This is a genomic window from Bradyrhizobium sp. WBAH42, from assembly GCF_024585265.1.
Classification (GTDB): domain Bacteria; phylum Pseudomonadota; class Alphaproteobacteria; order Rhizobiales; family Xanthobacteraceae; genus Bradyrhizobium.
In genome coordinates this window covers 4,685,618-4,711,870 of the sequence record NZ_CP036533.1, presented here as the reverse complement: position 1 = coordinate 4,711,870, position 26,253 = coordinate 4,685,618, and the positions used below count along the sequence as shown (strand labels likewise).

Below are 26,253 nucleotides of genomic sequence, written 5' to 3'. Positions count from 1 at the left end.
CGGCGGCCGCTCAGCCGCCGGTCGCGACTTCGAACTCATAAGGCTTCCGGGTCGTCCGGTCGCCGATGGTTGGGGCAAACGATGCCTCTAACCGCTCGAAGGGAGCGGGACAGCTGATGATGGCCTTTGGACTGATAGCCCTGATCGCCGGCGCTGCGTCGGCCCTGATGTTCGCCTCGATCATTTCGGGCGCGCTGATCTCGCTCGTCCTGTTCTATCTCGCTCCGCTCCCTCTGATGGTCGCCGCGATCGGCTGGGGCCCGCTTTGCGCGAGCCTCGGCGGCATCGCTGCCGCGATCGGCCTTGGCGCCCTGTTCGGCCTGCCCTACTGCATCGCCTTCGCCGTCACCGTCGCGTTGCCGGCGTGGTGGCTCGGCCATCTGGTCCTGCTCGGGCGTCAGGTGGGAAGCACAGCGCCTGCGACCGGCACGGCGCCCGCCGCGGAGCCGGACATCGAGTGGTACCCGGTCGGCCGCATCCTGCTCTGGATTGCAGGCTTCGCCACGCTGACCACGATGGCCGCTCTGCTCACGCTTGGGACCGACGCGGAGACCATCACCGGCACGTTGCGCCGTGGCCTGATGCGCCTCCTGCGCGCCACCGACCCGCAAACTTCGGGTGAAGCCAGTCAGTTCGTCGACGCCTTGGTGCGCATCGCACCGGCCGCCGCCACCATCGCTGCGACGATGACGCTAACTCTCAACCTCTGGCTCAGCGCCAAGGTGACCGCGACATCGGGCCGGCTGCGCCGTCCCTGGCCGGATCTCAAGGCCACCGAGCTGCCGCAGATGACGCTGGTTGTGCTGTGCATCTCGCTTGCCTTCTGCTTCACCGGTGGGCTGCTGGCCATCGTGGCGCAGATCGCCACCGCTGCGCTGATGATGAGCTATGCGCTGGCGGGTTTCGCCGTGCTGCATACGCTGACGCTCGCGCTGAACGGCCGCACGTTCTGGCTCGGCTCGACCTACGCCGCCGTCGTCGTGTTCGGGTGGCCCGTGATCGCGATGGTGATCCTCGGCCTTGCGGACGCCGTGTTCGGCTTCCGCGAGCGCTTCCTGCGCAGCCGGCAGCCGCCACCACTGCCTACCCCCTGAGTTCAACCCCGAAACTGAAACCCTACAGAGCACTTCAAAAGGAGAACGAATATGGAAGTCATTTTGCTGGAACGCGTCAACAAGCTCGGCCAGATGGGCGAAGTCGTGAAAGTTCGCGACGGCTACGCTCGCAATTTCCTGCTCAAGCGCGGCAAGGCGCTGCGCGCCACCGCCGACAACCGGGCCAAGTATGACGGCATGAAGGCCGAGCTCGAAGCGCGCAATCTCGCCTCGAAGGCCGAGGCGTCCAAGGTCGCCGAGAAGATCGAGGGCAAGAACATCATCGTGATCCGTCAGGCGTCGGAAGCCGGCCAGCTGTTCGGCTCGGTCAACGTGCGCGACATCGTGATCGCGTTCGAAGCCGACGGCGTTTCGCTCGCCCGTCCGCAGATCCAGCTCGACGCGCCGATCAAGACCATCGGCAAGCACTCGATCACCGTTGCCGTTCACCCCGAGGTCGAGGTCGAGATCACCGTGACCGTCGCACGCAGCCAGGACGAGGCCGAGCGCATCAACCGCGGCGAGGACATCTCGACCCGCAACGAGGATCGCGATGCGGCTGCCGAAGCGATCGCCGCCGCCGGCGAGTTCTTCGATCCGGAAGCCCAGCACGACGACGTCGCGCCGGCGCCGGCCGCGGAAGAGAAGTAACTCCGATCACGTCATTCCGGGATGGTCCGAAGGACCAGACCCGGAAGCCCGAGATATGGATCAGCCCGGTCGCCTCACGCGGCCGGGCTTTTCGTTTTTGCAGCGACGTCCTCGCTCAGCATCGCGATCGATGCCAGCGCGGTGGCCGTATGCTTCTCGACGCCGTCGCTGACGCAGAACACGTCAGCCGCGACCACCGCGACCTGGCGGCCGGGCTTGATCACCCTGGCACGGCAGATCAGCTTCTCGCCAACCGCGGGCGACAACAGATTGAGCTTGTATTCCGCCGTCAGCGCCGGCTGGCCGCGCGAGGTGGCGGCCGCAATCGTCGTGGCGTTGTCGACCAGGAAGGCGGTGACGCCGCCATGGAAGAAGCCGTGCTGCTGCAAGAGCTCCGGCCGTCGCTGTACGGCGATGGTGCAGGTGCCGCGCGACAATTCGGAGAGCTCGGCGCCGACCAGGTTCATGAAACCCTGCCGGCCGACATTGGCGTGAATGCGCTCGGCAATCGGCGCAAATTCCGGATCAGCGTCGGCCCGCATGCGGTCTCCCCTTATTGCTTGTTGATGCGATCGAACGGCCTCAGCGCGCGATTGGCGCAGGCGATCAGCGTGTCCGCCTCGGTGCGCGGATCGGTGCGGTCGCGCCCCGACAGGAAGGCGCGGCAGAAGATCTGCGCCGGACCGATCAGCTGGCTGATGAACATTGCCGGCGTCATCGGCAGAAGCTCGCCGCTTGCGACCAGCGGCGCGCGCCAGCGCTCGATGCCTTCGGCAAGCCGCGCATTCTGCGCCCGCTGGGCGTCGCGCACGTCCTCGCCCCATTCGCTGCGCGAGATCTCGAAGAGGTAGCGCGCCTCGCGCCGGCTGGTGACGACCCAGTCGAGATGCGCCCGGATCAGGCGATCGATGCCGTGCTCGGCATCGGGCACGGGATCGAGCGCGGCCAGCACCGCGGCGTGATAGTGCCGCAGAACCTCCAGAAACAACGCACCGGCGAGCTCCTTCTTCGAGCCGAAGACGTGGAAGAAGCTGCCATTGGAGGCGCGCGCCCGGCTGCGGATCGCGGCCACCGTCGCGGCCTCGAAGCCGACGCGGTCGAACACCATCAGCCCGGCCGCCAACAGATCGTCTCGCACGCTCGCCGCCATCGCGCCTCCTGGAGTATTACTCTAGAGCAAAACTCTAGAACTGGTCAATACGGAGCGGAGGTCGCCATGAAGGCGGCCTCCGCTCGTCTGTCTAAGCTAAGGGACTTACCGCGAGATCGGCGGTGCCGGCGGACCGGAGGACTCGGCCGGCGCCGCGGGCGGGGCCGGCTGCGGCCTGGCCGCCGGCTCGGAGCTGGCTGCGGGCGCGGCCGGCCTGGAAGCAGCCTCTTCGGCCGGCTTTGGCGCCGCCGGCTCGGCAGGCTTCGCGGCGGCAGGTGCAGCCGGCGTCACCTGCGGGACCGGGTCGGGTCGCGAGGCCGGAGCGTCGCTGCGCGGCTCGACCTTCGCGGTATCAGGCTTAGCGCTATCAGGCTTGGCCTCGACTGGCTTCTCGGATGCCGGCTCGACCTTGGCACTGTCAGGCTTGACGGCGTCCGGCTTCGGCTCGCTCTTCTTGTCGTCAGTCGCCGGTGCGGCCGCATCGACCTTCGGGGCTTCCTCGGTCCCGGGCTTGGCGCGGCGCTTGCCCTTGCGTCCCTCGGGCGCAGCCTGTCCCTCGGGCTTCGCGCCGTCATCGGCCGGCCGTGCGGCACGCTTCTGGCGCGTGCCCTCGGCGGCCGGAGTGGCGCCCTCGCCCTCGGGCCTGGCGGCCTCCTGCGCGCGCGGGCGTCGGCCCTGCTGCTCCGGCGAAGCGCCGTCCTTCTTGCCGTCCTTGGCCTGGTAGCGGGTGTCGGTGGCCCCATTGGAGACCAGATAGGCGGAGAGGACGCCCGCCATGTCCGAGCTCGTGGTGTAGTGCTGGCGCAGGAAACCGGGCAGCGAGCCGGGCGACACGGACTTCAGCAGTCCGCGCGGGCTCTTGTGGCAGGCATTGCAGGTTTGCGCGAACAGCTGGGACGGGGACTTGCCGGCCTCGAGGTTCGTCGCCTGCGCAAGGACGGAATCGGCCGCACCGAAGCCAATCAGAAGCATCACCGTCGCGAGGCTGAGCGCTCGGCTCGACATTCCCATGATCTCCGTTGAATTTTACTGCGAAGCAGCCGGCATCCGGTGCGGCGGCGGTCACCTTTTAACCGATTGAGCCGCGAATGGAAGCAGGTCCACGCGCAAGGATGTGGTTAAGCGGTTTTCGAATATCTACTTTGAATACAGTGCAATAGCGCGGCCGGAACCGGCTCGCTAGATTTAGATGCAAACGCATAGGAACCGCTGCGGCGCCTGGGCGTCAGATATGAAGGCCGGGTTAGTCGCATCTTTCGGGTTCGCTCGAGAGGAGTGCCGATGGACCGTCTGTTGCGTCGATTCCTGTCTCAATTCATCCGCCGCGGCTCGCTGACGGTGACCGGCGCCAGCGGATCGAAGTTCACCGTCGGCGACGGCTCCGGCGAGCCGGTCGCGGTCCGCTTCGTCACCGCGGACGCCGAGCGGAGGGTCCTCATCAATCCCGAGCTGGGGCTTGGCGAGGCCTACATGAACGGCGAGTTCGTGGTCGAGCGTGGCAGCATAGCTGATGCCCTCGCGATCCTGCTCGATCAACCCGACCTATTGCCGCAGTGGGCAAAGCCGTGGTGGCACCTGCGTTACCTGACGCGGCACCTCAAGCAGTTCAATCCCCGCCCCCGCTCCCGTCAAAACGTTGCGCATCACTACGATCTCGACGGCCGGCTCTATTCGCTCTTTCTCGACGCCGACAAGCAATATAGCTGCGCCTATTTCGAGACGCCCGAGATGTCGCTGGACGACGCGCAGCTTGCCAAAAAAAGGCACATCGCCGCGAAGCTTCTCGTCAGGGACGGCCAGCGCGTGCTCGACATCGGCTCCGGCTGGGGCGGCCTCGGGCTCTATTTCGCCGAGATTGCAGGCGCCGACGTCACCGGCGTGACGCTGTCGACCGAACAGCTGCAGGTCGCCAATGCGCGCGCCGCCGAAAAGGGCGTGGCGGGCTCGGCCAGATTCCTGCTCCAGGATTATCGCGACGTCGACGGTACGTTCGACCGCATCGTCTCCGTCGGTATGTTCGAGCATGTCGGGGCAAGGTTTTACGACGCCTACTTCCAGCGCTGCGCCGAGCTGCTGAAGGAAGACGGCGTCATGCTGCTGCATTCGATCGGCCGTTCGCAGGGCCCGGATTCGACCAATCCCTGGATCGCCAAATACATCTTCCCCGGCGGCTACATCCCCGCGCTGTCGGAGGTGCTGCCGGCGATCGAGCGTGCGGGCCTCCTTGTCTGCGACATCGAGATTCTGCGCCTGCACTATGCCGAGACGCTGAGGGCTTGGCGCGAGCGCTTCATGGCGCGGCGCGAGGAAGCCGTGCAGCTCTACGACGAGCGCTTCGCCCTGATGTGGGAATTCTACCTGGCGGCCTGCGAGATGACGTTCCGCAAGCAAGCCATGATGAACTTCCAGATCCAGATCACCCGTCGCCAGGGCGTGGTGCCGATGACCCGCGACTACGTCCCGCGGGAGGAAGCCCGGCTGCGGGCGCGGGAGGGCGCGGCCACGCCAAGGCTCAAGCTGGCTGGCGAATAGGTCCGGATCCTAGTGACGAAGCGTCGAAGTCCCGGATGTCCGGAAAGACGCCGTTAACGTCAATTGCGCCCGCAATTCCAGCAGGATTTCGGGGGCGACCGACTGGCGACGCACCTCGGGCCGCTCCGCATGCTTCATGGCGGCGACCAACCCGGACAGCCAAAGCCGGCTGCCTGCCTCGCTTCGCCAGTTCTGGTGCTGCCGTTCTGGCTGCATCGCTCGCCTCGTATCCCTGTCGGCGGGGAATGAGATAATCCCCTGCCCCTCCGCCTGTTCCGGCATGACCCCGAAAGAATCCGGGGAGATGTGATCTGTTTCACATAAGTCTGGTCGGGCCTGGCTTAGACCGTCGCCATGAGCAAAGAGACCCAAACCTCATTCGACGTGCAGGACGACCTCCGCACCGATTACGCCCTGATCGTCACCGGCGTCGGGGCGGCCCTGGTTGCGCTGGTCTACCTCCTGCTGGTCTAAAGCCGAGCCGAATGCAGCTGCGCTGCGTCATTTCGCGCGCCTCCCCATAGGTCTGCGCGCCAGCCGACAGGGTTCATGGGTTTCAGGATTTTTCCAAGGCGCGACCGCGGCCCCTTTCGGACGAGCGAGCTCCGCCAAAATCCAGTCAAGCGCGGCGCATGCTGCGGCTGCTAATCATCCACCATTTTAACTGAGCGGTTGATAGCGGTCAGCTTTCGCTTCCGCTTTGCACCGAGGCGGCGCTTTATCCCGGCCCCGCATCCGCCCAAGAAAATTGCTAAGCACGTCCGACCATGGCACTGACTGATTCGAACGTTCTCAAACTCGCGCCCGATGCCGGAACTCCCGCCTATCGGAGCGCGCCGCACAATATCGAGGCGGAACAGAGCCTTCTGGGCGCGATCCTGGTCAACAACGACGCCTTCTACCGCGTCTCCGACTTCCTCGAGGCGAAGCACTTCTTCGAGCCGCTGCACCAGACCATCTTCGAGACCGCCGGCAGCCTGATCCGGATGGGCAAGATCGCCACCCCGGTCACGCTGAAGACGTTCCTGCCGGCCGATACCGACGTCGGCGGCATGACCATCGGCCAATATCTGGCGCGGCTAGCGGCCGAAGCGACCACCATCATCAACGCCCAGGATTATGGCCGCACCATCTACGATCTGTCGTTGCGCCGCGACCTGATCGGCATCGGCGAGGACATGGTCAACGTCGCCTATGACGCGCCGGTCGACTTCCAGCCGCGGGCACAGATCGAGGACGCCGAGCGAAAGCTGTACGAACTAGCCGAATCCGGCCGCTATGACGGCGGCTTCCAGAAGTTCTCGCAGGCGCTGGCGGTCGCGGTCGATCTCGCGGCCAAGGCGTTCCAGCGCGACGGAAAACTGTCGGGCATCTCGACGGGCATGCGCGACCTCGACACCAAGATGGGCGGCCTGCAGCACTCCGACCTCATCATCGTCGCGGGCCGTCCCGGCATGGGCAAGACCTCGCTCGCCACCAACATCGCCTACAATGTCGCACGAGCCTACGTTCCGGAACTCCAGGCCGACGGCACCACGAAGGCCGCCAATGGCGGCGTGATCGGCTTTTTCTCCTGCGAAATGTCGGCCGACCAGCTCGCCACGCGTATCGTGGCCGAGCGCACCGGTGTTCCCTCCTCCCACATCCGCCGCGGCGGCATCTCGGAAGCCGATTTCGAGAAGATCCGGGAGGTCTCGATCGAGCTGCAATCGCTGCCGTTCTATGTCGACGCCACCGGCGGCCTGTCGATCGCGCAGCTGATGGCGCGCGCGCGCCGGCTGAAGCGCCAGAAGGGTCTCGATCTCCTGGTGATCGACTACATCCAGCTGCTCTCGGGTTCGAGCAAACGCGCCAGCGACAGCCGCGTGCAGGAAATCACGGAGATCACGACCAGCCTTAAGGCGCTCGCCAAGGAGCTCAACGTTCCCGTGATCGCGCTGTCCCAGCTATCGCGCCAAGTCGAGTCCCGCGACGACAAACGGCCGCAGCTCTCAGACTTGCGTGAATCCGGATCAATCGAGCAGGACGCCGACGTTGTGCTGTTCGTTTACCGCGAGGAATATTACCTCGCCATGAAGGAACCCCGCCCAGGCACGCCTGAACACGAGAAGTGGCAGCTCGACATGAGTCTTGCGCACGGAAAGGCCGAGGTCATCATCGGCAAGCAGCGCCATGGCCCGACCGGCACCGTCGATTTGGCGTTCGAAGCCTCGGTCACGCGGTTCGGCGACCTGGCACCCGACAGTCAGCTGCCGGCTCGCAGCGACAACGACTACTGACTTCCTTGAACCGGACCTACCTCTTGCGTAAAACGGCGCCATGACAATGGCGTCCGCCCCGAAATCGATCCCGCAATCCGGCCCACTCTCCGCGGAGGCCAACCAGGCCGCCGCGCTCGCGGCCTATGGCGGCGTGCTGACCGTCGATCTCGACGCGATCATCGCCAATTGGCGCAAGCTCGAGAAGACGGCGGTGCCGGCCGAATGTTCGGCGGTGATCAAGGCCGATGCCTATGGCTGCGGCGCCGAGCAGGTGTCGCGAGCCCTCAGCAAAGCCGGCTGCAAGACCTTCTTCGTCGCCACCATCGAGGAAGCGCGCAAGGTGCGCGCCGCCGTTCCCGAGCCCACGATCTACGTGCTCGGCGGCTACTTCCAGAACACCGGCGAGCACTACGCCAAGATCAATTGCCGTCCGGTGATCGGCGATCTCCACGAGCTCGCCGAATGGGACGTGTTCTGCCGCCGCACCGGCTGGAACGGGGGCGCTGCCATTCACATCGACACCGGCATGAACCGGCTCGGGCTGACGCTGTCGGAAGCGCAGGCCATCATCCCCCGCATCAATGCCGGCGATCACGGCATCACGCTGGTGATGAGCCATCTGGTCTCGGCCGAGCAGCTCAACAGCCCGATCAATGCCAGACAGCTCGCGGCCTTCCGCAGCATCGCCAGTGAGTTCACAGGCGTGCCGGCGGCACTCGCCAACTCCTCCGGCATCTTCCTCGGCGCGCCGTTCCAGTTCGACCTGGTGCGGCCGGGAGCTGCGCTCTACGGCGTCAACCCGACGCCGGAGGCCGACAATCCCATGCAGCAGGTGGTCGACCTCAAGGCGCGCATCGTGCAGATCCGCACCATCGATCGCGGCGAGACCGTCGGCTATGGCGGCACCTGGACCGCGCGGCGTCCGACGAAACTCGCGATCATCGCGGTCGGTTACGCCGACGGCTATTTCCGTGCTGCGAGCTCCAATGACGGCACCCGCGGCGCCGATGTCATCGTGGCCGGCAAGCGCTGCCCTATCGCGGGCCGCATCTCCATGGACCTGATCGCGATCGACATCACCGATCTGGCGCCGAACGCGGTGCGGCGCGGCCACATGGTGACGCTGCTCGGCGAAGGCATCACCGTCGACGAGCTCGCGCACCATTTCGGCACGATCGGCTATGAGGTGCTGACCAGCCTCGGCCACCGCTATGCCCGCGTCTACAAGGGCGGCAATGTCGAGGAGCCGCTGACGAAGCCGGAGCCCGCGTCGAACGCCGGGCAGCCGCCCGCCCCGCCAATCGAGCAGCCGCCGGCGTTGCCGCCGCTGCCAAGTTAAGCGACGCTCTCGTGCCCCGGACGCAGTGCAGCGCTCCTTCAGCGCTCCGCTGCAGAGCCGGGGCCCATCTCTCGACAGTGTGCCGTGTCGCCTTCTGGATCCCGGCTCGCGCTCCGCGCGTCCGGGACACGAGGGCTACTTCTTCTTTCTGCTGTCCAGCGCTGTCTTGCAGGTGGCGCTGAGCTGGTCGCGCTTGGCGTTGAGACAGGCGACGATGCCGCCGCCCGGCGCGATGCCGGCGCAGAATTTGTCATAGTCCGCCTTGCACGCGCCGCGCGTTTCGGCTGACTGTGCCGTGGCCCCGGAGAACGCGACGACGAAGGCAGTAGCGGCAAAGCTCAATTTGAACATTGTATCTCCGAGGACGGAAGGCAGGAGCCGGTAGCTCTACATGAAGATCGCGACATTCAACATCAACAACATCAACCGCCGCCTGCCCAATCTGTTGGCATGGCTGCGCGCGGCGAAGCCCGATGTCGTCGCGCTTCAGGAGTTGAAGGCAAGTGATGGCGAATTTCCGGCGGCCGCCATCGAAAAGGTCGGCTATGGCGCGGTGTGGCGTGGACAAAAGACATGGAACGGCGTTGCCATCCTCGCCCGCAACGCCGAGCCTGTGCTGACGCGCGACCGGTTGCCGGGAAAGCCCGCCGATCTCGAAGCGCGCTACATCGAGGCCGCCGTGCGCGGCGTCATCGTCACCAGCATCTACCTGCCCAACGGCAATCCGCAGCCGGGGCCGAAATTCGATTACAAGCTCGACTGGTTCGCGCGGCTGCGGCGCCACGCCAAGACCTTCATCAAGCAGGACCTGCCGGTGGTGCTCGCCGGCGACTACAACGTCGCGCCCACGGAGATCGACATCTATCCGACGCGCTCATGGGACAAGGATGCGCTGATCCAGCCGAAGAGCCGCGCGGCCTTTGCCGCGCTGGTCGAGCAAGGCTGGTGCGACGCGATCCGCGAATTGCATCCTGACAAGCGCATCTACACGTTCTGGGACTACATGCGGAACCGCTGGCCGCGCGATGCGGGCCTGCGGCTCGACCATCTCCTGCTCAGCCCGGCCCTCGCCCCGCGTCTCGCCAAAGCCGGCGTCGACAAGAAGATCCGCGGCGAGGATGGCGCGAGCGACCACGCGCCGACGTGGGTGGTGTTGCGGTGACCCTCACCACAAATTCCTGCCGTCGATCACGTTCACCGGCACGGCCTCCAGATCGAAATCGTCGAACAGGCGCGCGTTGACGGCAACCTTGGGATTGTCGAAATCGGGCTTGCCGGTCGACCAGTCCGGCGACTCCGAATAGGTGCCGCAGCCACAAGTCGCGCAAAAATGGTGTTTGACGGTGCGGCTGCCCCAGAGATAGGTCGCCACGTTCTCCGGCGGCGACAGCAATCGGAACTGCGCCGGCTTGTAATAGGCCCACAGCGCGCCGCGCTTGGCGCAGAGCGTGCAGGTGCAGCGCGTCACGCTCGAAGGCCCCTCCGTCACCTCGAACACCGTCTCACCGCAATGACAGCTTGCCTCGATCGGCATGATCCGCTCCCGTTTTGTCAGGAGCGCGGTCGTAGCCGGCCGCTGCTGCCAACATGCTGTCAGCAGCGGCACGGTCAAAACAAAAAGGCGAAAACAACCCCATGCACAGTAGGAGACCTCAGTCCGGTCACACAGCGCACCGCGCCGGCGTGAGAGGCTCTTCAGGTGGCCCCCTCATCGGGAATATTGAGAACATTGCCGCAGGCCTTACAATGGACGGCGTCGGCATCATGCCTCTGGAGTCCGCAAGTCGGGCACGGAAATCGCACCTTGTGCGGACTGAGCAGTGCGCGGGCGAGATTGAAGAACAGCGTGACGCCGAAAATCATGATCACGACGGTGATCAAGCGGCCGACCGTGCCCGGCAGGGTAATGTCGCCGAAGCCGGTCGTCGTCAGTGCCGTGACGGTGAAATACAGGGCATCGGCATAGTTCCGGATCTCATCGTTCCGAAACTTCTGGGTCTCGTAAACGATGCCGGTCATGACGAAGATGAAGACCGCCAGATTCGTGACGGCGAAGATGACGTCTTCATTGCGACGAAAGAATGGAGAATCGAGGCGGAGCCTCACCAGCATCTGGTAGTCGCGAAGCAGCCCCAACGTCCGCAGGATCCGGAGAAAGCCGCCCGCTTCGCCGGCAAGCGGCGCCAGGAAGGACACGATCGCGACCATGTCTGCCCAGGTCGCGAGCTGGGTGAACTTCCGAAGCGGATGCCGATCGACCAGGAGCCGAGCCGAGAAGTCGGCAAGCAGTATGGCGCCGAACAGAACATCGAGCGTCTCGACGATGCCACTGGGCTGCAGGAACGAGGTTGCAATGATGAACAGCACCGTCACGATATCGAAGACGAGCAGCGCATAGCGGAAGCGCACGCCGTCCGGCGTTGCGCCCTCGTAAAGGCGGCGGACCTTGCTTCGGAGAGACGTTATGGTCACGGCACCATGATCGCGGTTCGCACGAATGATGCCAACTCGGAACGGGTGCCGCAAGGTCCGCCCCAATCGCGCTGTTTCTGCCGGAGCAGCAGAACGTTGCCGCCCCCGAAAGAATGGCGCGCGCAATTCAGGAACGAGGAGAACGAGGCAGCACTCGAGACAATGTTCGCCCTCTCCGGTCCCTCCGGCTAGACTGCTCCGATTCCCGGAGCGCTCCTCTTGGCCTTTCTCTTCGTCCTCACCGTCGGTCTCGCCGCCGGCACCATCTCAGGCATCGTCGGCACCGGCTCGTCGATCATGCTGATGCCGGTGCTGGTCTATGCCTACGGGCCGAAGGAGGCCGTGCCGATCATGGCGGTGGCCTCCGTGATGGCGAACTTCTCCCGGATCCTGGCGTGGTGGCGCGAGGTCGATTGGCGGGCCTGTGCGGCCTATTCGGTTACGGGCATTCCGGCGGCGGCGCTCGGCGCGCGGACGTTGCTGGCACTGCCCGCGCATGCCGTCGATCTCGCCATCGGCCTCTTCCTGATCGCGATGGTGCCGGTGCGGCACTGGCTGGCGCGGCACGACCTCAAGGCCAATCTCTGGCATCTTGCGATCGGCGGCGCGGTGATCGGCTATCTCACCGGCATCGTGGTCTCGACCGGGCCGCTCAGCGTGCCGCTGTTCCTGTTCTACGGCCTGTCCAAGGGCGCCTTCCTCGCCACGGAGGCGGCCTCCTCGCTTGGCCTCTATTTCGCGAAGTCAGTGACGTTCGAACGTTTCGGCGCGCTGACTGGCGAGGTCTTCATCAAGGGACTGATCGCGGGCTCCTCGCTGATGTCGGGCGCCTTCATCGCCAAGCGCTTCGTGCTGCACCTGAAGCCGGACGTGTTCCGCCTGGTGATGGACGCGATCATGATCGCCGCCGGGCTCTCGATGCTCTGGAACGCAGCGCAGCCGTAACCCGGCCACGGCTCAGGCGGCGAATTCCGGGGTGATCGATGGGCTGTCAGCCATGACGCGGCTCGCCGCCGCCGGCTGGCCATCGAGCCATTGCAGCACGGCCTCGAGCGGCTGCGGCCGCTGGTAGAGGAATCCCTGTCCGAGCCGCACGCCCATCTCGCGCATGGCCGCGGCCTGCTCGGCGCGCTCGATGCCTTCGGCGACCAATGTCAGTCCCAACGTGGCGGCGAGTGATGCGATGACGCCGACGATCGCCTTGTCCTCCGCGCTGCCGGGAATTTCGCTGATGAATGCCTTGTCGATCTTCACCTTGTCGAGCGGAAACCGGCGCAGATGGGCGAGCGAAGAGTAGCCGGTGCCGAAATCGTCGAGCGCGATCGTGGCGCCCAGGCGCCGCAGGCGATGCAGCGTTTCGGAGGCGCTGGCGATGTTGTTGATCAGCGATCCCTCGGTGATCTCGAGCTCGAGCATCGATGCCGCGACACCGAAGCGCGCGCAGGTCGCGCGCAGCTCGGCGGCGAGCGAATGGTCGGCAAGCTCGGACGGCGGCAGATTGATCGCGATCCGGATCTGCGGCCTGCCCGCAGCCGCCAATTGCTGCAAGGCCCGGCAGGCATCTGTCAGCACGTACCGGGTCAGCCGCGCATTGTTGCCGCTGCGCTCGATCAGCGGCAGGAATTCGCCGGGGCCGATCACGCCGTGCTCGGGATGGCGCCAGCGGATCAGCGCTTCCAGGCCGACGACCTCATGGCTGTCGAGATCGACCTGGCTCTGGTACCAGACCTCGAACTGGCCCTCGGCAAAGCCGGTGGGAATGGCGAGCTCGAGTTCCCTGCGGCGGCGATAGTCGCGCTGGAGCGCTTCGTCCAGCACAGCGACCGTGCCGGGCGCCTTGCTCTTGGCATGATAGAGCGCGATGTCGGCGAGCGTCGGCAGATGCGACAGCTCCGGATCGTCGGCGTGGCGCACGGCAAGGCCGATGCTGGCGCGCGGCACCACCTGCTTGTCGTGGAGGCGGATCGGCTCGGAAATGGCATCGAGCACGCGTTGAGCGAATGCGTGCGCGGCCTGTTCGTCGCGCACCTCGGGGCGAATGACGACGAACTCGTCGCCGCCGAGCCGGGCAACCCAGTCCTCGGCTTCGACCGCGCGACGAAGGCGCTGCGAGATCTGGACCAGGAACGCATCGCCGGCCTCGTGTCCGAAGGTATCGTTGATGCCCTTGAAGTCGTCGAGATCGATGAAGCAGAACGCGACCGGCGTATCCGCCGCGCCTCCATTCTGGCTCGTCACGGCGAGGCGCTCGGTCAGGGAGCGCCGGTTCGGCAACCCGGTCAGCGGATCGTGCGTCGCCATGTGCCCGAGCCGGTCCAGCGCGCCTGACGTCGTGTGCTGCATGGCGTTGAAGGCGCGCGCGAGCTGGCCGAATTCGTTCGAAGACGTGACATCAGCCGGATAGGCCCGGCCGTCCTGCTTGCTGCGCTGGATCGCCGACATCATGGCCGCGAGCGGCCTGCCGATGAAGATGTTGGCGGAGATCCGCATGGCGATCAGGGTCGCGAAGGTTGCGAGCAGCCCGACGACGAGCAGCAGCATCAGGCGGCTGCCCGCATCCGCGTAGAGCGCCGTACGCGAATAGGCGATGGCGATGCGGCCGGCCTGAACGGCCATATTGCCGTTGCTGTAGCGGATCGGGTGCGAGACCTCAGCAACCGACTGGCCTTCCGAGCGCGCGACCACACGGGCGATCGCGGCGCCTGTATCGTCATAGACGGCCGCCGCCGCGATGGTCTCGTCATGCATGATCTCGTTGAGCACGCCCGTGACCTGGTCGTAACGCATCTTCCAGAGCGGCTCGGCGATCAGCTCGGCGCGGCTCTCGGCGACGCGGGCCATGCGGGCGTCGAGCTGCCTCAGCTGCGACCAGAAGCTCGATGCCTCGACGCCGGCGGAGGCGAGCAATTGCACCAGCAGCAGAACGGGCACGGTGGCCCAGATCATCGCGTGGACGACCGAGCGCAAGCGCGGTGGCGCTGCCTGCTGCTTGCGATCCGGATCGGTCATCGCCTCACCCTTGCGCATCAATCCGCAACGCCTTCGGCAAGCGGCAGCGACGAGATGAGCGCACCGAGGGAGAAGTCATATTGGCCGCAGCGCCCGGCCTGCGCCCGGAACCGCGTGAAGTCGATCCGGTCGAACGCCCGGGTCCTGATGAGGTCGCCGACAGACGCGAGATTGTCGCGGGTGATCGCCGACGTCTTGACCTCGACGCGGGGCGAAACGGCGGCGAAATCGCAGCCGTCGGCATAGTCGCGCAGCAGAACGACGGACCAGCCGCCGAGCAGGAAATGCCCGCCATCGGTCAGGAGCATGCGGCCGGCCTTGATCTCGCGCATCGCATCCTCCGACCAGTTGAGGCCGACCACCTGGATGTTCTGGCCGGGCACGAGGCCCGCGGCGATTGCCGCACGCAGCGCGCCGAGCGCCATCGGATCGTTTCCAGCCCAGATCCCGGCAGGCCGGATTTCCTTGCGTGCGGCCCAGCTCAGATAGTTTGCCGTAACCCGCTCGGCCTCGGACTGCGTCCAGTTGGCGAACAGCATGCGGTCCACCACGACGTCGGACGCAGCATCCGCCGCGAGCTTGAGGCCGGCATTGCGGGCGATCGAGGCGGGCGTCGTCTCGTCGCCACCGATGCCGAGAATGTGGATCTTGCCATCGGGGCTCTGCCATTTCTCGGCACGCGCGGCCGTGATCAGCGCATCGGCCATCCGCGCGCCCGCAATCTGAAGATCGGTCGTGATGTCGCCGAGCCAGGTCTTGAGCTTGTGCCTCGGCGGTCCAAGACGCACCGCGTCCTCGCCGATCAGCGTGTTCGAAAGCAGCAGCGTCTTGACGCCCGCGGCTTCGGCGGCCTCCAGGATGGGAACGGCGGCGGATTCCTCGTTCGACAGGATGAGGAAGTCCGGCTTGTCGGCACGGGCCACCACGCCGAAGCCGAGCTCCTGCATGGTGCGGTAGTTCCGCTCGCTGGTCAGCACCTCGACATGCGCGTCGAGCTTGCGGCCGGCGGCCTGCATGGTCTGCGCGACCATGTCCCAATAGACCTCGCCGGACTTGCCGGGATTGACGAAGACGATGTTGAGGGGCTTGGCAAGGCTGCGGCCAGCGGACCCGAAAACGCCGCAGGCCACGCCCGCCGCGAGCAATATTCGCAGAAATCTCGTCATCTTCGCCGCCCCCGTTGGTTCCGAGATTGGGCCCCCGTCCGCTAAGAATTGGCAAAATCCAGCCGGGCACGGCGGCACAGAGCTAACGAAGGGTATATCTCCGGTGCCAAATTGAGATATTCGAAGCTCCGGCGATCGGCCCGCCATTCCGTGCTATCAGCACATCCGAAACCCGCGACTCGCTGTCCCCATGGCCAAATCCACGCTGTCCTTCGTCTGCCAGAACTGCGGCGCGGCCTATAACCGCTGGCAGGGCAAGTGCGAGTCCTGCGGCGAGTGGAATACGCTCGCGGAAGAAGACACCAGCGGCAGCGTGCCGGTGTCGATCCGCTCCAAACGCAAGGGCCGAACGTTTGCGCTGGAGAGCCTTGCCGGCAAGAGCCCGGACGCGCCGCGCCTGTCCTCGGGGATGACCGAGCTCGACCGTGTCACCGGCGGCGGCTTCGTGCGCGGCTCGGTGCTGCTGGTCGGCGGCGATCCCGGCATCGGCAAGTCGACGCTGCTGACGCAGGCGACCAGTCTCCTGGCGCGCGCCGGCCACCGCGTCGTCTACATCTCCGGCGAAGAGGCGGTCGCCCAGGTGCGCCTGCGCGCCGAGCGGCTCGGGCTGTCGGACGCGCCGGTGCAGCTCGCGGCCGAGACCTCGGTCGAGGACATCGTCTCGACGCTGTCGGAGGGCGCAGTGCCCCGGCTGATCGTGATCGACTCGATCCAGACCATGTGGACCGACACGGTGGAATCGGCGCCCGGCACGGTGACGCAGGTGCGCGCTTCGGCGCAGGCGCTGATCCGCTTCGCCAAGAAGACCGGAGCCGCCATCATCCTGGTCGGCCATGTCACCAAGGACGGCCAGATCGCCGGCCCCCGCGTGGTCGAGCACATGGTCGATGCGGTGATGTCGTTCGAGGGCGAAGGCTCGCAGCAATTCCGCATCCTGCGCGCGGTGAAGAACCGCTTCGGTCCGACCGACGAGATCGGCGTGTTCGAGATGACGGGCCTTGGTCTGCGCGAGGTCACCAACCCGTCGGAGCTGTTCCTGTCCGAGCGCGATCTCGGTACGCCCGGCACCGCGGTCTTCGCCGGCATCGAGGGCACGAGGCCCGTTCTGGTCGAATTGCAGGCACTGGTGGCCCCAACCTCGCTCGGCACCCCGCGCCGGGCCGTGGTCGGCTGGGATCCGAGCCGGCTCTCGATGGTGCTGGCCGTGCTGGAGGCCCATTGCGGGGTCAAGCTGTCCGGCCACGACGTCTATCTGAACGTTGCCGGCGGCCTGCGCATCCACGAGCCCGCGGCCGATCTCGCCGCCGCCGCGGCCCTGGTGTCATCGCTGGTTAATGCGCAGTTACCCACCGATGCCGTCTATTTCGGCGAAATCTCGCTGTCGGGCGTGGTGCGCCCGGTGGCGCAGACCCCGGCCCGGCTGAAGGAGGCGGCAAAGCTCGGCTTCCAGCGCGCGGTGCTGCCCGAATCGGCACGGGGCGATGCGGGCGGCGACGCCGGACTGTCCCTGAACACGGTGAACAGCCTGACGACATTGGTCGCCGAGATCGCAGCCCGGGGCTCCCGCCGGGGCGAATCCAGCGCGCAGCCAGAGAAAAATGCCACACCGGCAAGATTCCGCCGCGGAGAGGGTTAGGTGGAGGTGACGCCGGAGGCCCTCGCCGCTATACAGCCGTCACAAAAGCAGCATGGGATTGCGTGGTTGCGGCCTTGCCGGGAACGCCGTCTGCCCTTCTTTTAGGGCAGCGGCCAAACACCGATTCGCTAGAGCACCTTTGAAGTACGAGCGGACCAGACCAGCCGATGCCAGTAACACTCCTCGACCTGATCCTGCTCGGTGTGATGCTGATCTCGGGCCTGCTCGCCATGGTCCGCGGCTTCATGCGCGAAATCCTGTCGATCGCGGCCTGGGGTGCGGCGGCGATCGTGACGCTGTATTCCTTCTCGAAGCTGCTGCCGACCGCCAAGAGCTATTTCAACAACGACACGGTCGCGAGCGTGGTCGTGGTCGCGGGCGTGTTCGTCGGCACCCTGGTCGTGGTCTCCGTCATCACGGTCCGGATCTCCGACATGATCCTGGATTCGCGGATCGGCGCGCTGGATCGCACCCTCGGCTTCCTGTTTGGGCTGGCTCGCGGGCTTTTGATCGTGGTGGTTGCCTTCCTGTTCTTCACCTGGCTGGTGCCGGACAAGCAGCGGCCGGACTGGGTCACCGGGGCCAAGTCCCGCGTCGTGCTCCAGGGAACCGGCGATTGGCTGATGGCCCTCTTGCCTGACGACCCCGAGAACACCATCTTGAAGAGATTCAAGAAAAACAAACCAGATGATGATCAAGCTGAATCCGAGCAGCAGCCTTCGGGCAGTGGCGACGGATACAGTAAATCGGCTCGTGACGGCATGAAAAAGCTGATCGAGAAACCTGCGGCGCGTTGATACAGCCCTAGAGAGAGGCGAGAACGAGATGCGACACCCTGACCAGGACGCCATTGATCTCGATCCAAACGCCGGTCCAGGCCCGGCCGCACTCGAGCTTCAGGACGATCTGGAAGGCGATACGCTGCGCGAGGAATGCGGCGTCTTCGGCATCTACGGTCACCCTGATGCGGCGGCCATCACCGCGCTCGGCCTTCACGCCCTGCAGCACCGCGGCCAGGAGGCCGCCGGCATCGTCTCCTACGACGGCAGCCGCTTTCATTCAGAACGACGCCTCGGCCTCGTCGGCGACACCTTCTCCCGCCGCGAGGTGATCGACCGCCTGCCCGGCAGTGTCGCGGTCGGCCATGTCCGCTACGCCACGACCGGCGCCACCATCCTGCGCAACGTGCAGCCGCTGTTCGCCGAGCTCAATGCCGGTGGCCTTGCGGTCGCCCACAACGGCAACCTCTCCAACGGCCTGACGCTGCGCCGCGAACTCGTCAAGAACGGCGCGATGATGCAGTCGACCTCCGACACCGAGGTGATCCTGCATCTGGTGGCGCGCTCGAGGCGCAGCCGCTTCATCGAGCGCTATATCGACGCGCTGCGCGAGATCGAAGGCGCCTATGCGCTGGTCTCGCTGACCAACAAGAAGCTGGTCGGCGCGCGCGATCCGCGCGGCATCCGCCCGCTGGTGCTCGGCGAGCTCGACGGCTGCCCGATCCTGACGTCTGAGACCTGCGCGCTCGACATCATCGGCGCCCGCTTCGTGCGCGACATCGAGCCCGGCGAGGTCATCGTGTTCGACGAGAACGGCCAGGACATCCACAAGCCGTTCCCGCCGATGGCGCCGCGCCCCTGCATCTTCGAATACATCTACTTCTCGCGGCCGGATTCCATCGTCCACGGCCGCTCGGTCTACGAGGTGCGCAAGAATTTCGGCGCGCAGCTCGCACGCGAGAGCCATGTGCCTGTCGACGTCGTCGTGCCGGTGCCGGATTCCGGCGTGCCCGCGGCGGTCGGCTACAGCCAGCATTCGGGCGTGCCGTTCGAGCTCGGCATCATCCGCAACCATTATGTCGGCCGCACCTTCATCCAACCGACGCAGGCGATCCGCGAATCCGGCGTGCGCATGAAGCACTCGGCCAACCGCGCCGCGATCGAAGGCAAGCGCATCATCCTGATCGACGACTCCCTGGTGCGCGGCACCACCTCGAAGAAGATCGTGCGCATGATGCGCGATGCCGGCGCCAAGGAGGTGCATTTCCGTCTCGCCTCGCCACCGATCCTCTACCCTGACTATTACGGCATCGACCTGCCCGACCGCGGCGGCCTGCTGGCAGCGACGCATTCGCTGGAGGAGATGCGCGAGCTCATCGGCGCGGACTCACTCGCCTTCCTGTCGATCGACGGCATGTACCGCGCCATGGGCGAGCCCGGCCGCGATCCCGCCAATCCAAAGTTCGCGGATCACTGCTTCACCGGCGTCTATCCAACCCATCTTACCGACCAGACCCAGACCGAGCCGCAGCCGCGGCAGCTGTCGCTGCTGGCGGAGGCGAGCTGACGAAGGATCGTTCCCCCCGGGCCTCATCAGAGACTTCTTTTCGTCATGGCCGGGCTTGTCCCGGCCATCCACGTCTGCAATACCCGCCGCAAAGAACGTGGATGCCCGGGACAAGCCCGGGCATGACGGATGTATCCAACGATGACCACCCCCCTCGCTGACCGTATCGCTCTCGTCACCGGCGCCTCGCGCGGCATCGGCTATGCCACCGCTATCGCACTGGCCAAAGCCGGGGCGCATATCGTTGCCACCGCGCGTACGCAAGGCGGGCTCGAAGAGCTCGACGACGAGATCCGGAAAGAGGGTGGCAGTGCCACCCTGGTGCCGCTCAACCTCACCGATTCCGACGGCATCGCGCGTCTCGGCGCCGGCCTGCACGAGCGCTACGGCAAGCTCGACATCCTCGTCGGCAATGCCGGCGTGCTCGGCCCTTCCTCGCCGATCGGCCATATCGAGCTGAAGACCTTCAACGAGGTGATGGCGGTGAACGTCTCCGCGAATTTCCAGCTGATCCGCTGCATGGAGCCGCTGCTGAAGCAGTCCGAGGCCGGCCGCGCCGTGTTCATCACCTCGGGTGCCGCCAACAAGGCCACCGCCTACGTCAGCCCCTACGCGGCGTCCAAGGCCGCACTGGAGACGCTGGCACGCGCCTGGGCACAGGAAACCGCAAACACGAAGCTGCGTGTCAATCTGTTCAATCCCGGCCCGGTGCGCACCCGCATGCGCGCAACGCTGATGCCCGGCGAGGATCCGGCGACGCTCGACACGCCCGAGCAGGTTGCCGAATTCATCGTGCCGCTGTGTGCGCCCGACTGGACCGAGACCGGCAAGTTCTACGACTACAAGACCCGCACCCTGATGAGCTTCCGCGCTCCGGCCTGATTGCCTTCGGACGCCATGCCCGGGGCATGGCCATACCGCCGAAGTCGGTGCCGGAAAGCGCAATCAGAAATTCACGCTGAAATCGCACGCGCTGAAATAGCGTCTCAACGCATTTTGCCCAAAAGTTAACCGAAGGATGACGCTAGGACGCAGCGTCATCCGGCTTTAGGTGCATTGCCGTCGGCCGTGGGACACGGTAGAGCGATCACTTGGAACAAGGCTCCCAAAGAGAGCCGTTCGCATATTTGACAATGGAGGAAGCCTTTTATGACGATGCCCGCACGCCGCACTGCGGCTCTTCTGGCCTGTGCCGCTTTCGGCTTTGCCACATCCGCCTTCGCGCAGGACAAGACCATCAAGATCGGCGTGCTCAACGACATGTCGAGCCTCTATGCCGACATCGGCGGCCCGAACTCGGTCGCGGCAGTGAAGATGGCGGTCGAGGATTCCGGCCTGAAGGCGAAGGGCTGGACCATCGAGGTGCTCTCCGGCGATCACCAGAACAAGCCCGACATCGGCGTCAACATCGCCCGGCAATGGATCGACGCCGACAAGGTCGACGCCATCGCCGACACGCCGAGCTCCGGCGTGGCGCTCGCGGTGAGCAATCTCGTCAAGGAAAAGAACGCGGTGCTGCTCAATTCAGGTGCGGCCACCGCCGACCTCACCGGCAAGGCCTGCACGCCCAACACCGTGTCCTTCACCTACGACACCTACATGCTCGCCAACGGCACCGGCAAGGCGCTGACCAAGGCGGGCGGCGACAGCTGGTTCTTCCTCACCGCGGATTACGCGTTCGGCCATGCGCTGGAGCGTGACACCGGCGCGGTCGTCACGGCGACCGGCGGCAAGGTGCTCGGCGGCGTCAAGCACCCGCTGAACACGGCGGACTTCTCCTCCTTCCTGCTGCAGGCGCAGTCCTCCAAGGCCAAGATCATCGGCCTTGCCAACGCGGGCGGCGACACCACCAACGCGATCAAGCAGGCCGCCGAATTCGGCATCGTCCAGGGCGGACAGAAGCTCGCCGCGCTGCTGCTGTTCATCAACGACGTGCACTCGCTCGGCCTGAAGACGGCGCAGGGCCTGACCTTCACCGAATCCTTCTACTGGGACCTCAACGACCAGACCCGCGAATGGTCGAAGCGCTTCCAGAAGGTCTCGCCCAAGGGCTCGATGCCCTCGATGACGGTTGCGGGGCTCTACGCCGAGATCCTGCATTACCTGAAGGCAATGGAAGCGCTCGGCAGCAATCCGCATGACGGCGCCAAGGTCGTCGCCAAGATGAAGGAGCTGCCGACCGACGATCCGCTGTTCGGCAAGGGCCCGCTGCGCCAGGACGGACGCCGCCTCATCCCCGCCTATCTGTTCGAGGTGAAGAAGCCCGAGGAGTCGAAGGGACCGTGGGACTATTACAAGCTGGTCGCCACCATCGCGCCGGAGGATGCGGCCAAGCCGCTCAAGGACAGCGACTGCCCGCTGGTGAAGAAGTGACCGTGTAGCGGTCATCCCGGGATGGTGCGCACGGGACCGCGAAGCGCGGCCCGCAGCACCAGACCCGGGATCTCGCGCGACAAGCGGCACTGCCGTAGGGTGGGCAAAGCGAAGCGTGCCCTCCATTTCTCGATATCGCATAAAGATGGTGGGCACGGCGCTTACGCGCCTTTGCCCACCCTACGAGACCGTCTTCGTAACGCCCAGCGAGCGCACCGCGATCGCAACGCACGCCACCATCAGCACCGCTGCGAGCAGGAACGGCGCGCCGGGCAGATGCAGCGGTGCGCTGGCGCCGATGAAGTAGGAAAACGTCAGCGTGAACAGGAACGGGCCGACGAGCTGCGACACGCTCTGCACGCTCGCGGTCGCGCCCTGCAGCTGGCCCTGCTGCTCCGGCGCGACGAGCCGCGTCATCAGCGCTTGCGAGGCAGCACCGGAGATGCCCCACAGCGCCAGAACGGGAATCCCGAGCCACGACAGCGGTCCGGTCGGCGCAGCGCCGAGCACCACGAAGCCGACCGCGCCACAGCAGAGGCCGAGCAGCAGCGCGTTCCGCTCGCCAAGCGCGCGCACGATGGGGCCGATCGCAAACCCCTGCACCACCATGGCGCAGATGCCGACCATGGCGAGCGTCAAGCCCACCGTCTTGGAATCCCAGCCATAGCGGTAGGTCGCATAGAGCACGAAGGTCGAGGGCAGCACGACGTGGGCGACCTGCGCGATGAAGTTGACGATCGACAAGGCGGCCAGCGCCGCGTTGGAGCGCAGCAGCTGCAGCGCCCCGAGCGGATTGGCGCTGCGCCAGTGGAACGGCGCGCGCTTGTCGGGCGCAAGCGACTCCGGCAGCACGAACAGGCCATAGAGCGCGTTGGCGAAGCTCAGGGCCGCCGAGGCCCAGAACGGCAGGCGCGGATCGATATCGCCGAGCAGGCCGCCAAGCGCCGGCCCTAAGATGAAGCCGGCGCCGAAGGCCGCCCCAATCCGGCCGAAGACCGCCGCACGCCGTTCCGGCGGTGTGATGTCGGCGATATAGGCGAAGGCGGTCGAGATGCTCGCCGAGGTGATGCCGGAGATGACGCGGCCGACGAACAGCCACGCAAGCGACGGCGCCAGCGCCATCAAGACGTAATCGGCCGCGAGCCCGAAATTCGACAGCAGCACCACCGGCCGCCGTCCGAAACGATCCGACAGCGCCCCTAACACCGGCGAGAACACGAACTGCATCAAGGCCCAGGCGGTGCCGAACACGCCGAATATGCGCGCGGCATGTGCGGTGTCGTTGTCGACGAAACTTTCGATCAGCTTCGGCAGGATCGGCATGATCACGCCGAGCGCGAGCATGTCGAGGAGGATGGTGACGAAGATGAAAGCGACGGCGCCGCCCCTGGCCGGCGCTGCGCCGTGCACCACCGCTTCGCCCGTGCCGTCGCTCACGACGGCCGCTTGCGCTTGTGCGCGAAGGGATTGGCCTTCTCGCGCAGCGTGATGCGCACCGGCGTGCCCGGCAGCTCGAAGGTCTCGCGCATCGAATTGGTGAGATAGCGCAAGTAGGATTGCGGCACGGCGTCCGCGCGCGAGCAGAACAGCACGAAGCTCGGCGGGCGCGCCTTGGTCTGGGTGATGTAGTTCAGCTTCAGCCTGCGGCCGGAGACCGCGGGCGGCGGGTTGGCCTGGATCGCCTGCTCGAACCAGCGATTGAGTGCTGAGGTCGGCACGCGCCGGTTCCAGATCGCATAGGCGTCCTGGATCGCCTGCATCAGGCGGTCGATGCCCTCGCCCATCAAGCCCGAGACGGCGACGATGGGCACGCCCTTGAGCTGCGGCAGCCAATGATCGGCATCGCGGCGCAGGCCCGAGATCGCGCCGCCGCCCTTGGTCTCCATCAGATCCCATTTGTTGACGGCCAGCACCACCGCCCGTCCCTCGCGCTCGATCAGGTCGGCAATGCGCAGGTCCTGCTCCTCGAAGCGGTTCTGCGTGTCCATCATCAGCACGACCACTTCGGCAAAGCGCACCGCGCGCAGCGCGTCGGCGACCGAGAGTTTCTCCAGCTTCTCCTCGATGCGCGAGCGCCGGCGCAGGCCCGCGGTGTCGAACACGCGAAAGTCGCGGCCCTTCCAGTTGATCTCGACGGCGATGGAGTCGCGCGTCGTGCCGGCCTCGGGGCTGGTCAGCAGGCGCTCCTCGCCGAGCAGATGGTTGATCAGCGTCGACTTGCCGGCATTGGGCCGGCCGACGATGGCGACGCGGATCGGGCGCGTCGCGGCCTCCTCCTCGGTGAGCGGCGCGTCGTCCTCATCCTCGTCTTCCTCGACGGGCTCCGGCATCAGCCCGGCGAGCGCGTCGTAGAGCTCGCCCATGCCCTCGCCGTGCTCGGCGGAGATCTGGATGGGATCGCCGAGGCCGAGCGCGAACGCTTCCATCGCGCCGGCATCGCCGTGCTTGCCCTCGCTCTTGTTGGCGACGAGCAGCACCGGCTTGTTGGCCTTGCGGGCGAAATCGGCGAAGGCGCGTTCGGTCGGCGTCAGGCCGATGCGGGCGTCGACGACGAAGAACAGCGCGTCGGCCTGCGCGATCGCGGTCTCGGTCTGCTCCTGCATGCGCGCGGTCAGCGATCCCTTGGCGCCCTCGTCGAGGCCGGCGGTATCGATGATGGTGAAGCGGAGGTCGCCGAGCCTGGCCTCGCCTTCGCGGCGGTCGCGGGTGACGCCAGGCAGATCATCGACGAGCGCGAGCTTCTGCCCAACCAGGCGGTTGAACAGCGTCGATTTGCCGACATTGGGCCGGCCGATGATGGCGATCGTGAAGGACATCGGTCATTCGTGCGCTGCCGGGGCTGCGCCTGTCAATGCAACGGGAAAATATCAGCGCGAGAAGCTGCCGCTCGGCAGCGGCGCCGGGAAGGCGCTCTGCGATTGCTGCTGCGTGGCCGGGGCGGGTTGCGCCGGCTGGGCCGGCTGATCCGGCGCGGTGGTGCGCCTGCGGACGATCTTGTGCTTGGGCGGCGGAGCGGACGTCGCTGGCGCGGCCTCCGGCTGGGCCTCGCCATCGACCTCGCCGGCGGGTGCTGCGGCTGGCGCGGCCGCCGTGGCGGGCTGCTTGGTATGCTTTGCCTTGGCCCCCTTCGCCGGCTTGGCCGGCTCCGGCTCCGCGGGCAATGCCGCCACGGCAGGTGCGTTCGGGTCGGGTTGCTGCTGCTGCGCGCCCTTGTACAGATCCCTCGGCACGCCCTGCTCGAGCCCCGGCACGCCTTCGGGGAAGACCGGCTTGCGGTCGCCCGGCAGCTTCTTCTTGGTATCGAGGAAGTCGAGCAGGTCGCTCGGATCGAAGCTGGAGCAGCCGCCCAGGGCGCCGGTGAAGGCGATCAGGACGGCGGCTGCGATCAAGCGGGGCGTGCGGCGCATCTTGGTGTCTCGTTACGTCAGAGAACCGTCGTCAGCTTTTGGCGACGGGTGGCAACAAAGCCTGGAGCGCCTCGGCGCGCGAGCGCAGGCCGGGCGGCGTTTCGCCGTCTCCGTCAATCGCCTCGAGCCATTTGCGGGCTGCGGTCATGTCGTTGTTGCGCCAGGCCGACAGCGCCAGCATCTCGCGGGCGCTGTGGCGGAAGGTCGATTTGGGCGCGGCGGAAGCTTCCAGCCGCTGCTGCATGTCGGCGTAGCTGGCGCTGTCGAGCACGAGGCCGGCGGCGCGGATCTTGGCCAGATCCTGCCACTCACCGCCAATGCTGCGGTCGGCGGCAATGTCGTCATACATCTTCGCGCCCGCCTTGGGATCGCGGCTCGCGGCCTCGGCCGCAGCGCGCAGCCGCGCCAGGGTGCGATAGCCGGACGGCGCCTTGGCAGCGAGCTCGGTGAACGCCTTCTCGGCGTCCTCGTGCTTGCCCTGCTCGGACAGCTCGACGGCCTTCTCGAAGACGGCGCCGGCCTCGGCGGCCTTCCTGGCCTCGAAATATTGATAGGCGCGCCAGCCGCCGACGGCGGCCACGACCAGCACCATCAGGGCGATGAAGTAGATCGAATATTTGTCCCACAGCTTTTTGAGCTGTTCGCGACGTACTTCCTCGTCGACTTCGTTAAAGAATTCAGACACTTATGCTAATCCCATGCCCGTCCGGGTGCGCGCGCCAAGGCGTTCGCGTCAGGAATCCCGTCCCCGCGTGGCGGCGAGGTAGCCTAACGATATGGCGGTGGCAAGGCAAAGCGAGCCCGATCAAGGCGTTAA

At 66.1% G+C, this 26,253-nt stretch carries 25 protein-coding genes; 12 read left to right on the top strand and 13 right to left on the bottom strand.

The window, feature by feature from the left end:
• The first annotated feature begins 116 nt into the window (after positions 1–116).
• Together DCG74_RS21855 and rplI are read left to right on the top strand one after the other, a co-directional pair.
• Complete coding sequence (locus DCG74_RS21855) at positions 117–1,094, top strand: DUF2232 domain-containing protein (protein ID WP_172786445.1); 978 nt, start codon at positions 117–119, stop codon at positions 1,092–1,094.
• A 51-nt stretch (positions 1,095–1,145) separates the two neighbouring features.
• A complete protein-coding gene (gene rplI / locus DCG74_RS21850; protein ID WP_172786444.1) occupies positions 1,146–1,745 on the top strand; it encodes a 50S ribosomal protein L9 in 600 nt (199 codons plus the stop codon).
• Between the two features lie 74 nt (positions 1,746–1,819).
• Here rplI and DCG74_RS21845 read toward each other — a convergent pair whose 3' ends face one another.
• The 3 genes from DCG74_RS21845 to DCG74_RS21835 form a co-directional block, all read right to left on the bottom strand.
• The gene (locus DCG74_RS21845) at positions 1,820–2,287 is read right to left on the bottom strand and encodes a PaaI family thioesterase (RefSeq protein WP_172786443.1); all 468 of its coding nucleotides are present in this window, start codon (positions 2,285–2,287) and stop codon (positions 1,820–1,822) included.
• An 11-nt stretch (positions 2,288–2,298) separates the two neighbouring features.
• The gene (locus DCG74_RS21840; protein ID WP_172786442.1) at positions 2,299–2,895 is read right to left on the bottom strand and encodes a TetR/AcrR family transcriptional regulator; all 597 of its coding nucleotides are present in this window, start codon (positions 2,893–2,895) and stop codon (positions 2,299–2,301) included.
• A 105-nt stretch (positions 2,896–3,000) separates the two neighbouring features.
• Positions 3,001–3,900 (bottom strand): hypothetical protein, encoded by a 900-nt coding sequence (locus tag DCG74_RS21835; RefSeq protein WP_172786441.1) that lies wholly within the window; start codon positions 3,898–3,900, stop codon positions 3,001–3,003.
• Positions 3,901–4,176: 276 nt separating this feature from the next.
• Here DCG74_RS21835 and DCG74_RS21830 point away from each other — a divergent pair, with 276 nt between their 5' ends.
• Complete coding sequence (locus DCG74_RS21830; protein ID WP_172786440.1) at positions 4,177–5,427, top strand: cyclopropane-fatty-acyl-phospholipid synthase family protein; 1,251 nt, start codon at positions 4,177–4,179, stop codon at positions 5,425–5,427.
• A 9-nt stretch (positions 5,428–5,436) separates the two neighbouring features.
• Here the strand turns inward: DCG74_RS21830 and DCG74_RS21825 are convergent, their stop codons facing one another.
• Entirely contained in the window at positions 5,437–5,643 is a 207-nt protein-coding gene (locus DCG74_RS21825) for a transcriptional regulator (protein WP_175424030.1), read from the bottom strand.
• A 551-nt stretch (positions 5,644–6,194) separates the two neighbouring features.
• On the opposite strand from DCG74_RS21825, the gene DCG74_RS21820 reads away from it, so the two are divergent.
• Together DCG74_RS21820 and alr are read left to right on the top strand one after the other, a co-directional pair.
• Positions 6,195–7,706 carry a replicative DNA helicase gene (locus tag DCG74_RS21820; protein ID WP_061876691.1) on the top strand — a complete coding sequence of 504 codons (1,512 nt, stop codon included), beginning with the start codon at positions 6,195–6,197 and terminating at the stop codon, positions 7,704–7,706.
• 46 nt (positions 7,707–7,752) lie between these two features.
• On the top strand, positions 7,753–9,027 hold the full coding sequence (gene alr / locus DCG74_RS21815; protein WP_172786515.1) for an alanine racemase: 1,275 nt from the start codon (positions 7,753–7,755) through the stop codon (positions 9,025–9,027).
• A gap of 135 nt (positions 9,028–9,162) precedes the next feature.
• On the opposite strand, the gene DCG74_RS21810 is transcribed toward alr, so the two are convergent.
• Positions 9,163–9,378, bottom strand: coding sequence for a hypothetical protein (locus DCG74_RS21810; protein ID WP_172786439.1), 216 nt, complete (start codon positions 9,376–9,378; stop codon positions 9,163–9,165).
• Between the two features lie 40 nt (positions 9,379–9,418).
• Between DCG74_RS21810 and DCG74_RS21805 the strand changes: the two genes are divergently transcribed.
• Positions 9,419–10,189, top strand: coding sequence for an exodeoxyribonuclease III (locus DCG74_RS21805; RefSeq protein WP_172786438.1), 771 nt, complete (start codon positions 9,419–9,421; stop codon positions 10,187–10,189).
• 3 nt (positions 10,190–10,192) lie between these two features.
• On the opposite strand, the gene DCG74_RS21800 is transcribed toward DCG74_RS21805, so the two are convergent.
• The gene (locus DCG74_RS21800; protein WP_172786437.1) at positions 10,193–10,561 is read right to left on the bottom strand and encodes a GFA family protein; all 369 of its coding nucleotides are present in this window, start codon (positions 10,559–10,561) and stop codon (positions 10,193–10,195) included.
• Between the two features lie 161 nt (positions 10,562–10,722).
• On the bottom strand, positions 10,723–11,499 hold the full coding sequence (locus tag DCG74_RS21795) for a potassium channel family protein (RefSeq protein ID WP_172786514.1): 777 nt from the start codon (positions 11,497–11,499) through the stop codon (positions 10,723–10,725).
• A 219-nt stretch (positions 11,500–11,718) separates the two neighbouring features.
• On the opposite strand from DCG74_RS21795, the gene DCG74_RS21790 reads away from it, so the two are divergent.
• Positions 11,719–12,444 (top strand): sulfite exporter TauE/SafE family protein, encoded by a 726-nt coding sequence (locus tag DCG74_RS21790; RefSeq protein ID WP_172786436.1) that lies wholly within the window; start codon positions 11,719–11,721, stop codon positions 12,442–12,444.
• 12 nt (positions 12,445–12,456) lie between these two features.
• Here DCG74_RS21790 and DCG74_RS21785 read toward each other — a convergent pair whose 3' ends face one another.
• A complete protein-coding gene (locus DCG74_RS21785; RefSeq protein WP_172786513.1) occupies positions 12,457–14,526 on the bottom strand; it encodes a bifunctional diguanylate cyclase/phosphodiesterase in 2,070 nt (689 codons plus the stop codon).
• Positions 14,526–15,674, bottom strand: coding sequence for an ABC transporter substrate-binding protein (locus DCG74_RS21780; RefSeq protein WP_172786435.1), 1,149 nt, complete (start codon positions 15,672–15,674; stop codon positions 14,526–14,528). The genes DCG74_RS21785 and DCG74_RS21780 overlap by 1 nt, the downstream gene beginning before the upstream one ends.
• Before the next feature lie 190 nt (positions 15,675–15,864).
• Between DCG74_RS21780 and radA the strand changes: the two genes are divergently transcribed.
• The 5 genes from radA (at position 15,865) to DCG74_RS21755 (ending at position 22,029) form a co-directional block, all read left to right on the top strand.
• Positions 15,865–17,310 (top strand): DNA repair protein RadA, encoded by a 1,446-nt coding sequence (gene radA / locus DCG74_RS21775; protein WP_172786434.1) that lies wholly within the window; start codon positions 15,865–15,867, stop codon positions 17,308–17,310.
• Positions 17,311–17,477: 167 nt separating this feature from the next.
• Positions 17,478–18,107: a CvpA family protein gene (locus tag DCG74_RS21770; RefSeq protein WP_172786433.1), complete on the top strand. Its 630-nt coding sequence runs from the start codon at positions 17,478–17,480 to the stop codon at positions 18,105–18,107.
• A gap of 28 nt (positions 18,108–18,135) precedes the next feature.
• Positions 18,136–19,656 carry an amidophosphoribosyltransferase gene (gene purF, locus DCG74_RS21765; RefSeq protein WP_172786432.1) on the top strand — a complete coding sequence of 507 codons (1,521 nt, stop codon included), beginning with the start codon at positions 18,136–18,138 and terminating at the stop codon, positions 19,654–19,656.
• Positions 19,657–19,797: 141 nt separating this feature from the next.
• Entirely contained in the window at positions 19,798–20,538 is a 741-nt protein-coding gene (locus DCG74_RS21760; protein ID WP_172786431.1) for an SDR family NAD(P)-dependent oxidoreductase, read from the top strand.
• A 267-nt stretch (positions 20,539–20,805) separates the two neighbouring features.
• The gene (locus tag DCG74_RS21755) at positions 20,806–22,029 is read left to right on the top strand and encodes an ABC transporter substrate-binding protein (protein WP_172786430.1); all 1,224 of its coding nucleotides are present in this window, start codon (positions 20,806–20,808) and stop codon (positions 22,027–22,029) included.
• 180 nt (positions 22,030–22,209) lie between these two features.
• Here DCG74_RS21755 and DCG74_RS21750 read toward each other — a convergent pair whose 3' ends face one another.
• From DCG74_RS21750 to DCG74_RS21735, 4 genes are read right to left on the bottom strand one after another with little or no spacing between them, the layout of a single operon-like run.
• Positions 22,210–23,466, bottom strand: a complete 1,257-nt coding sequence (locus DCG74_RS21750; protein ID WP_172786429.1) for a TCR/Tet family MFS transporter — start codon at positions 23,464–23,466, stop codon at positions 22,210–22,212.
• Positions 23,463–24,845 carry a ribosome biogenesis GTPase Der gene (gene der / locus DCG74_RS21745; RefSeq protein WP_172786428.1) on the bottom strand — a complete coding sequence of 461 codons (1,383 nt, stop codon included), beginning with the start codon at positions 24,843–24,845 and terminating at the stop codon, positions 23,463–23,465. Before der ends, DCG74_RS21750 begins: the two co-directional genes overlap by 4 nt.
• Before the next feature lie 51 nt (positions 24,846–24,896).
• Positions 24,897–25,436 (bottom strand): hypothetical protein, encoded by a 540-nt coding sequence (locus DCG74_RS21740; protein WP_172786427.1) that lies wholly within the window; start codon positions 25,434–25,436, stop codon positions 24,897–24,899.
• A gap of 31 nt (positions 25,437–25,467) precedes the next feature.
• Positions 25,468–26,121 carry a tetratricopeptide repeat protein gene (locus DCG74_RS21735; RefSeq protein WP_172786426.1) on the bottom strand — a complete coding sequence of 218 codons (654 nt, stop codon included), beginning with the start codon at positions 26,119–26,121 and terminating at the stop codon, positions 25,468–25,470.
• Positions 26,122–26,253: the final 132 nt, after the last annotated feature.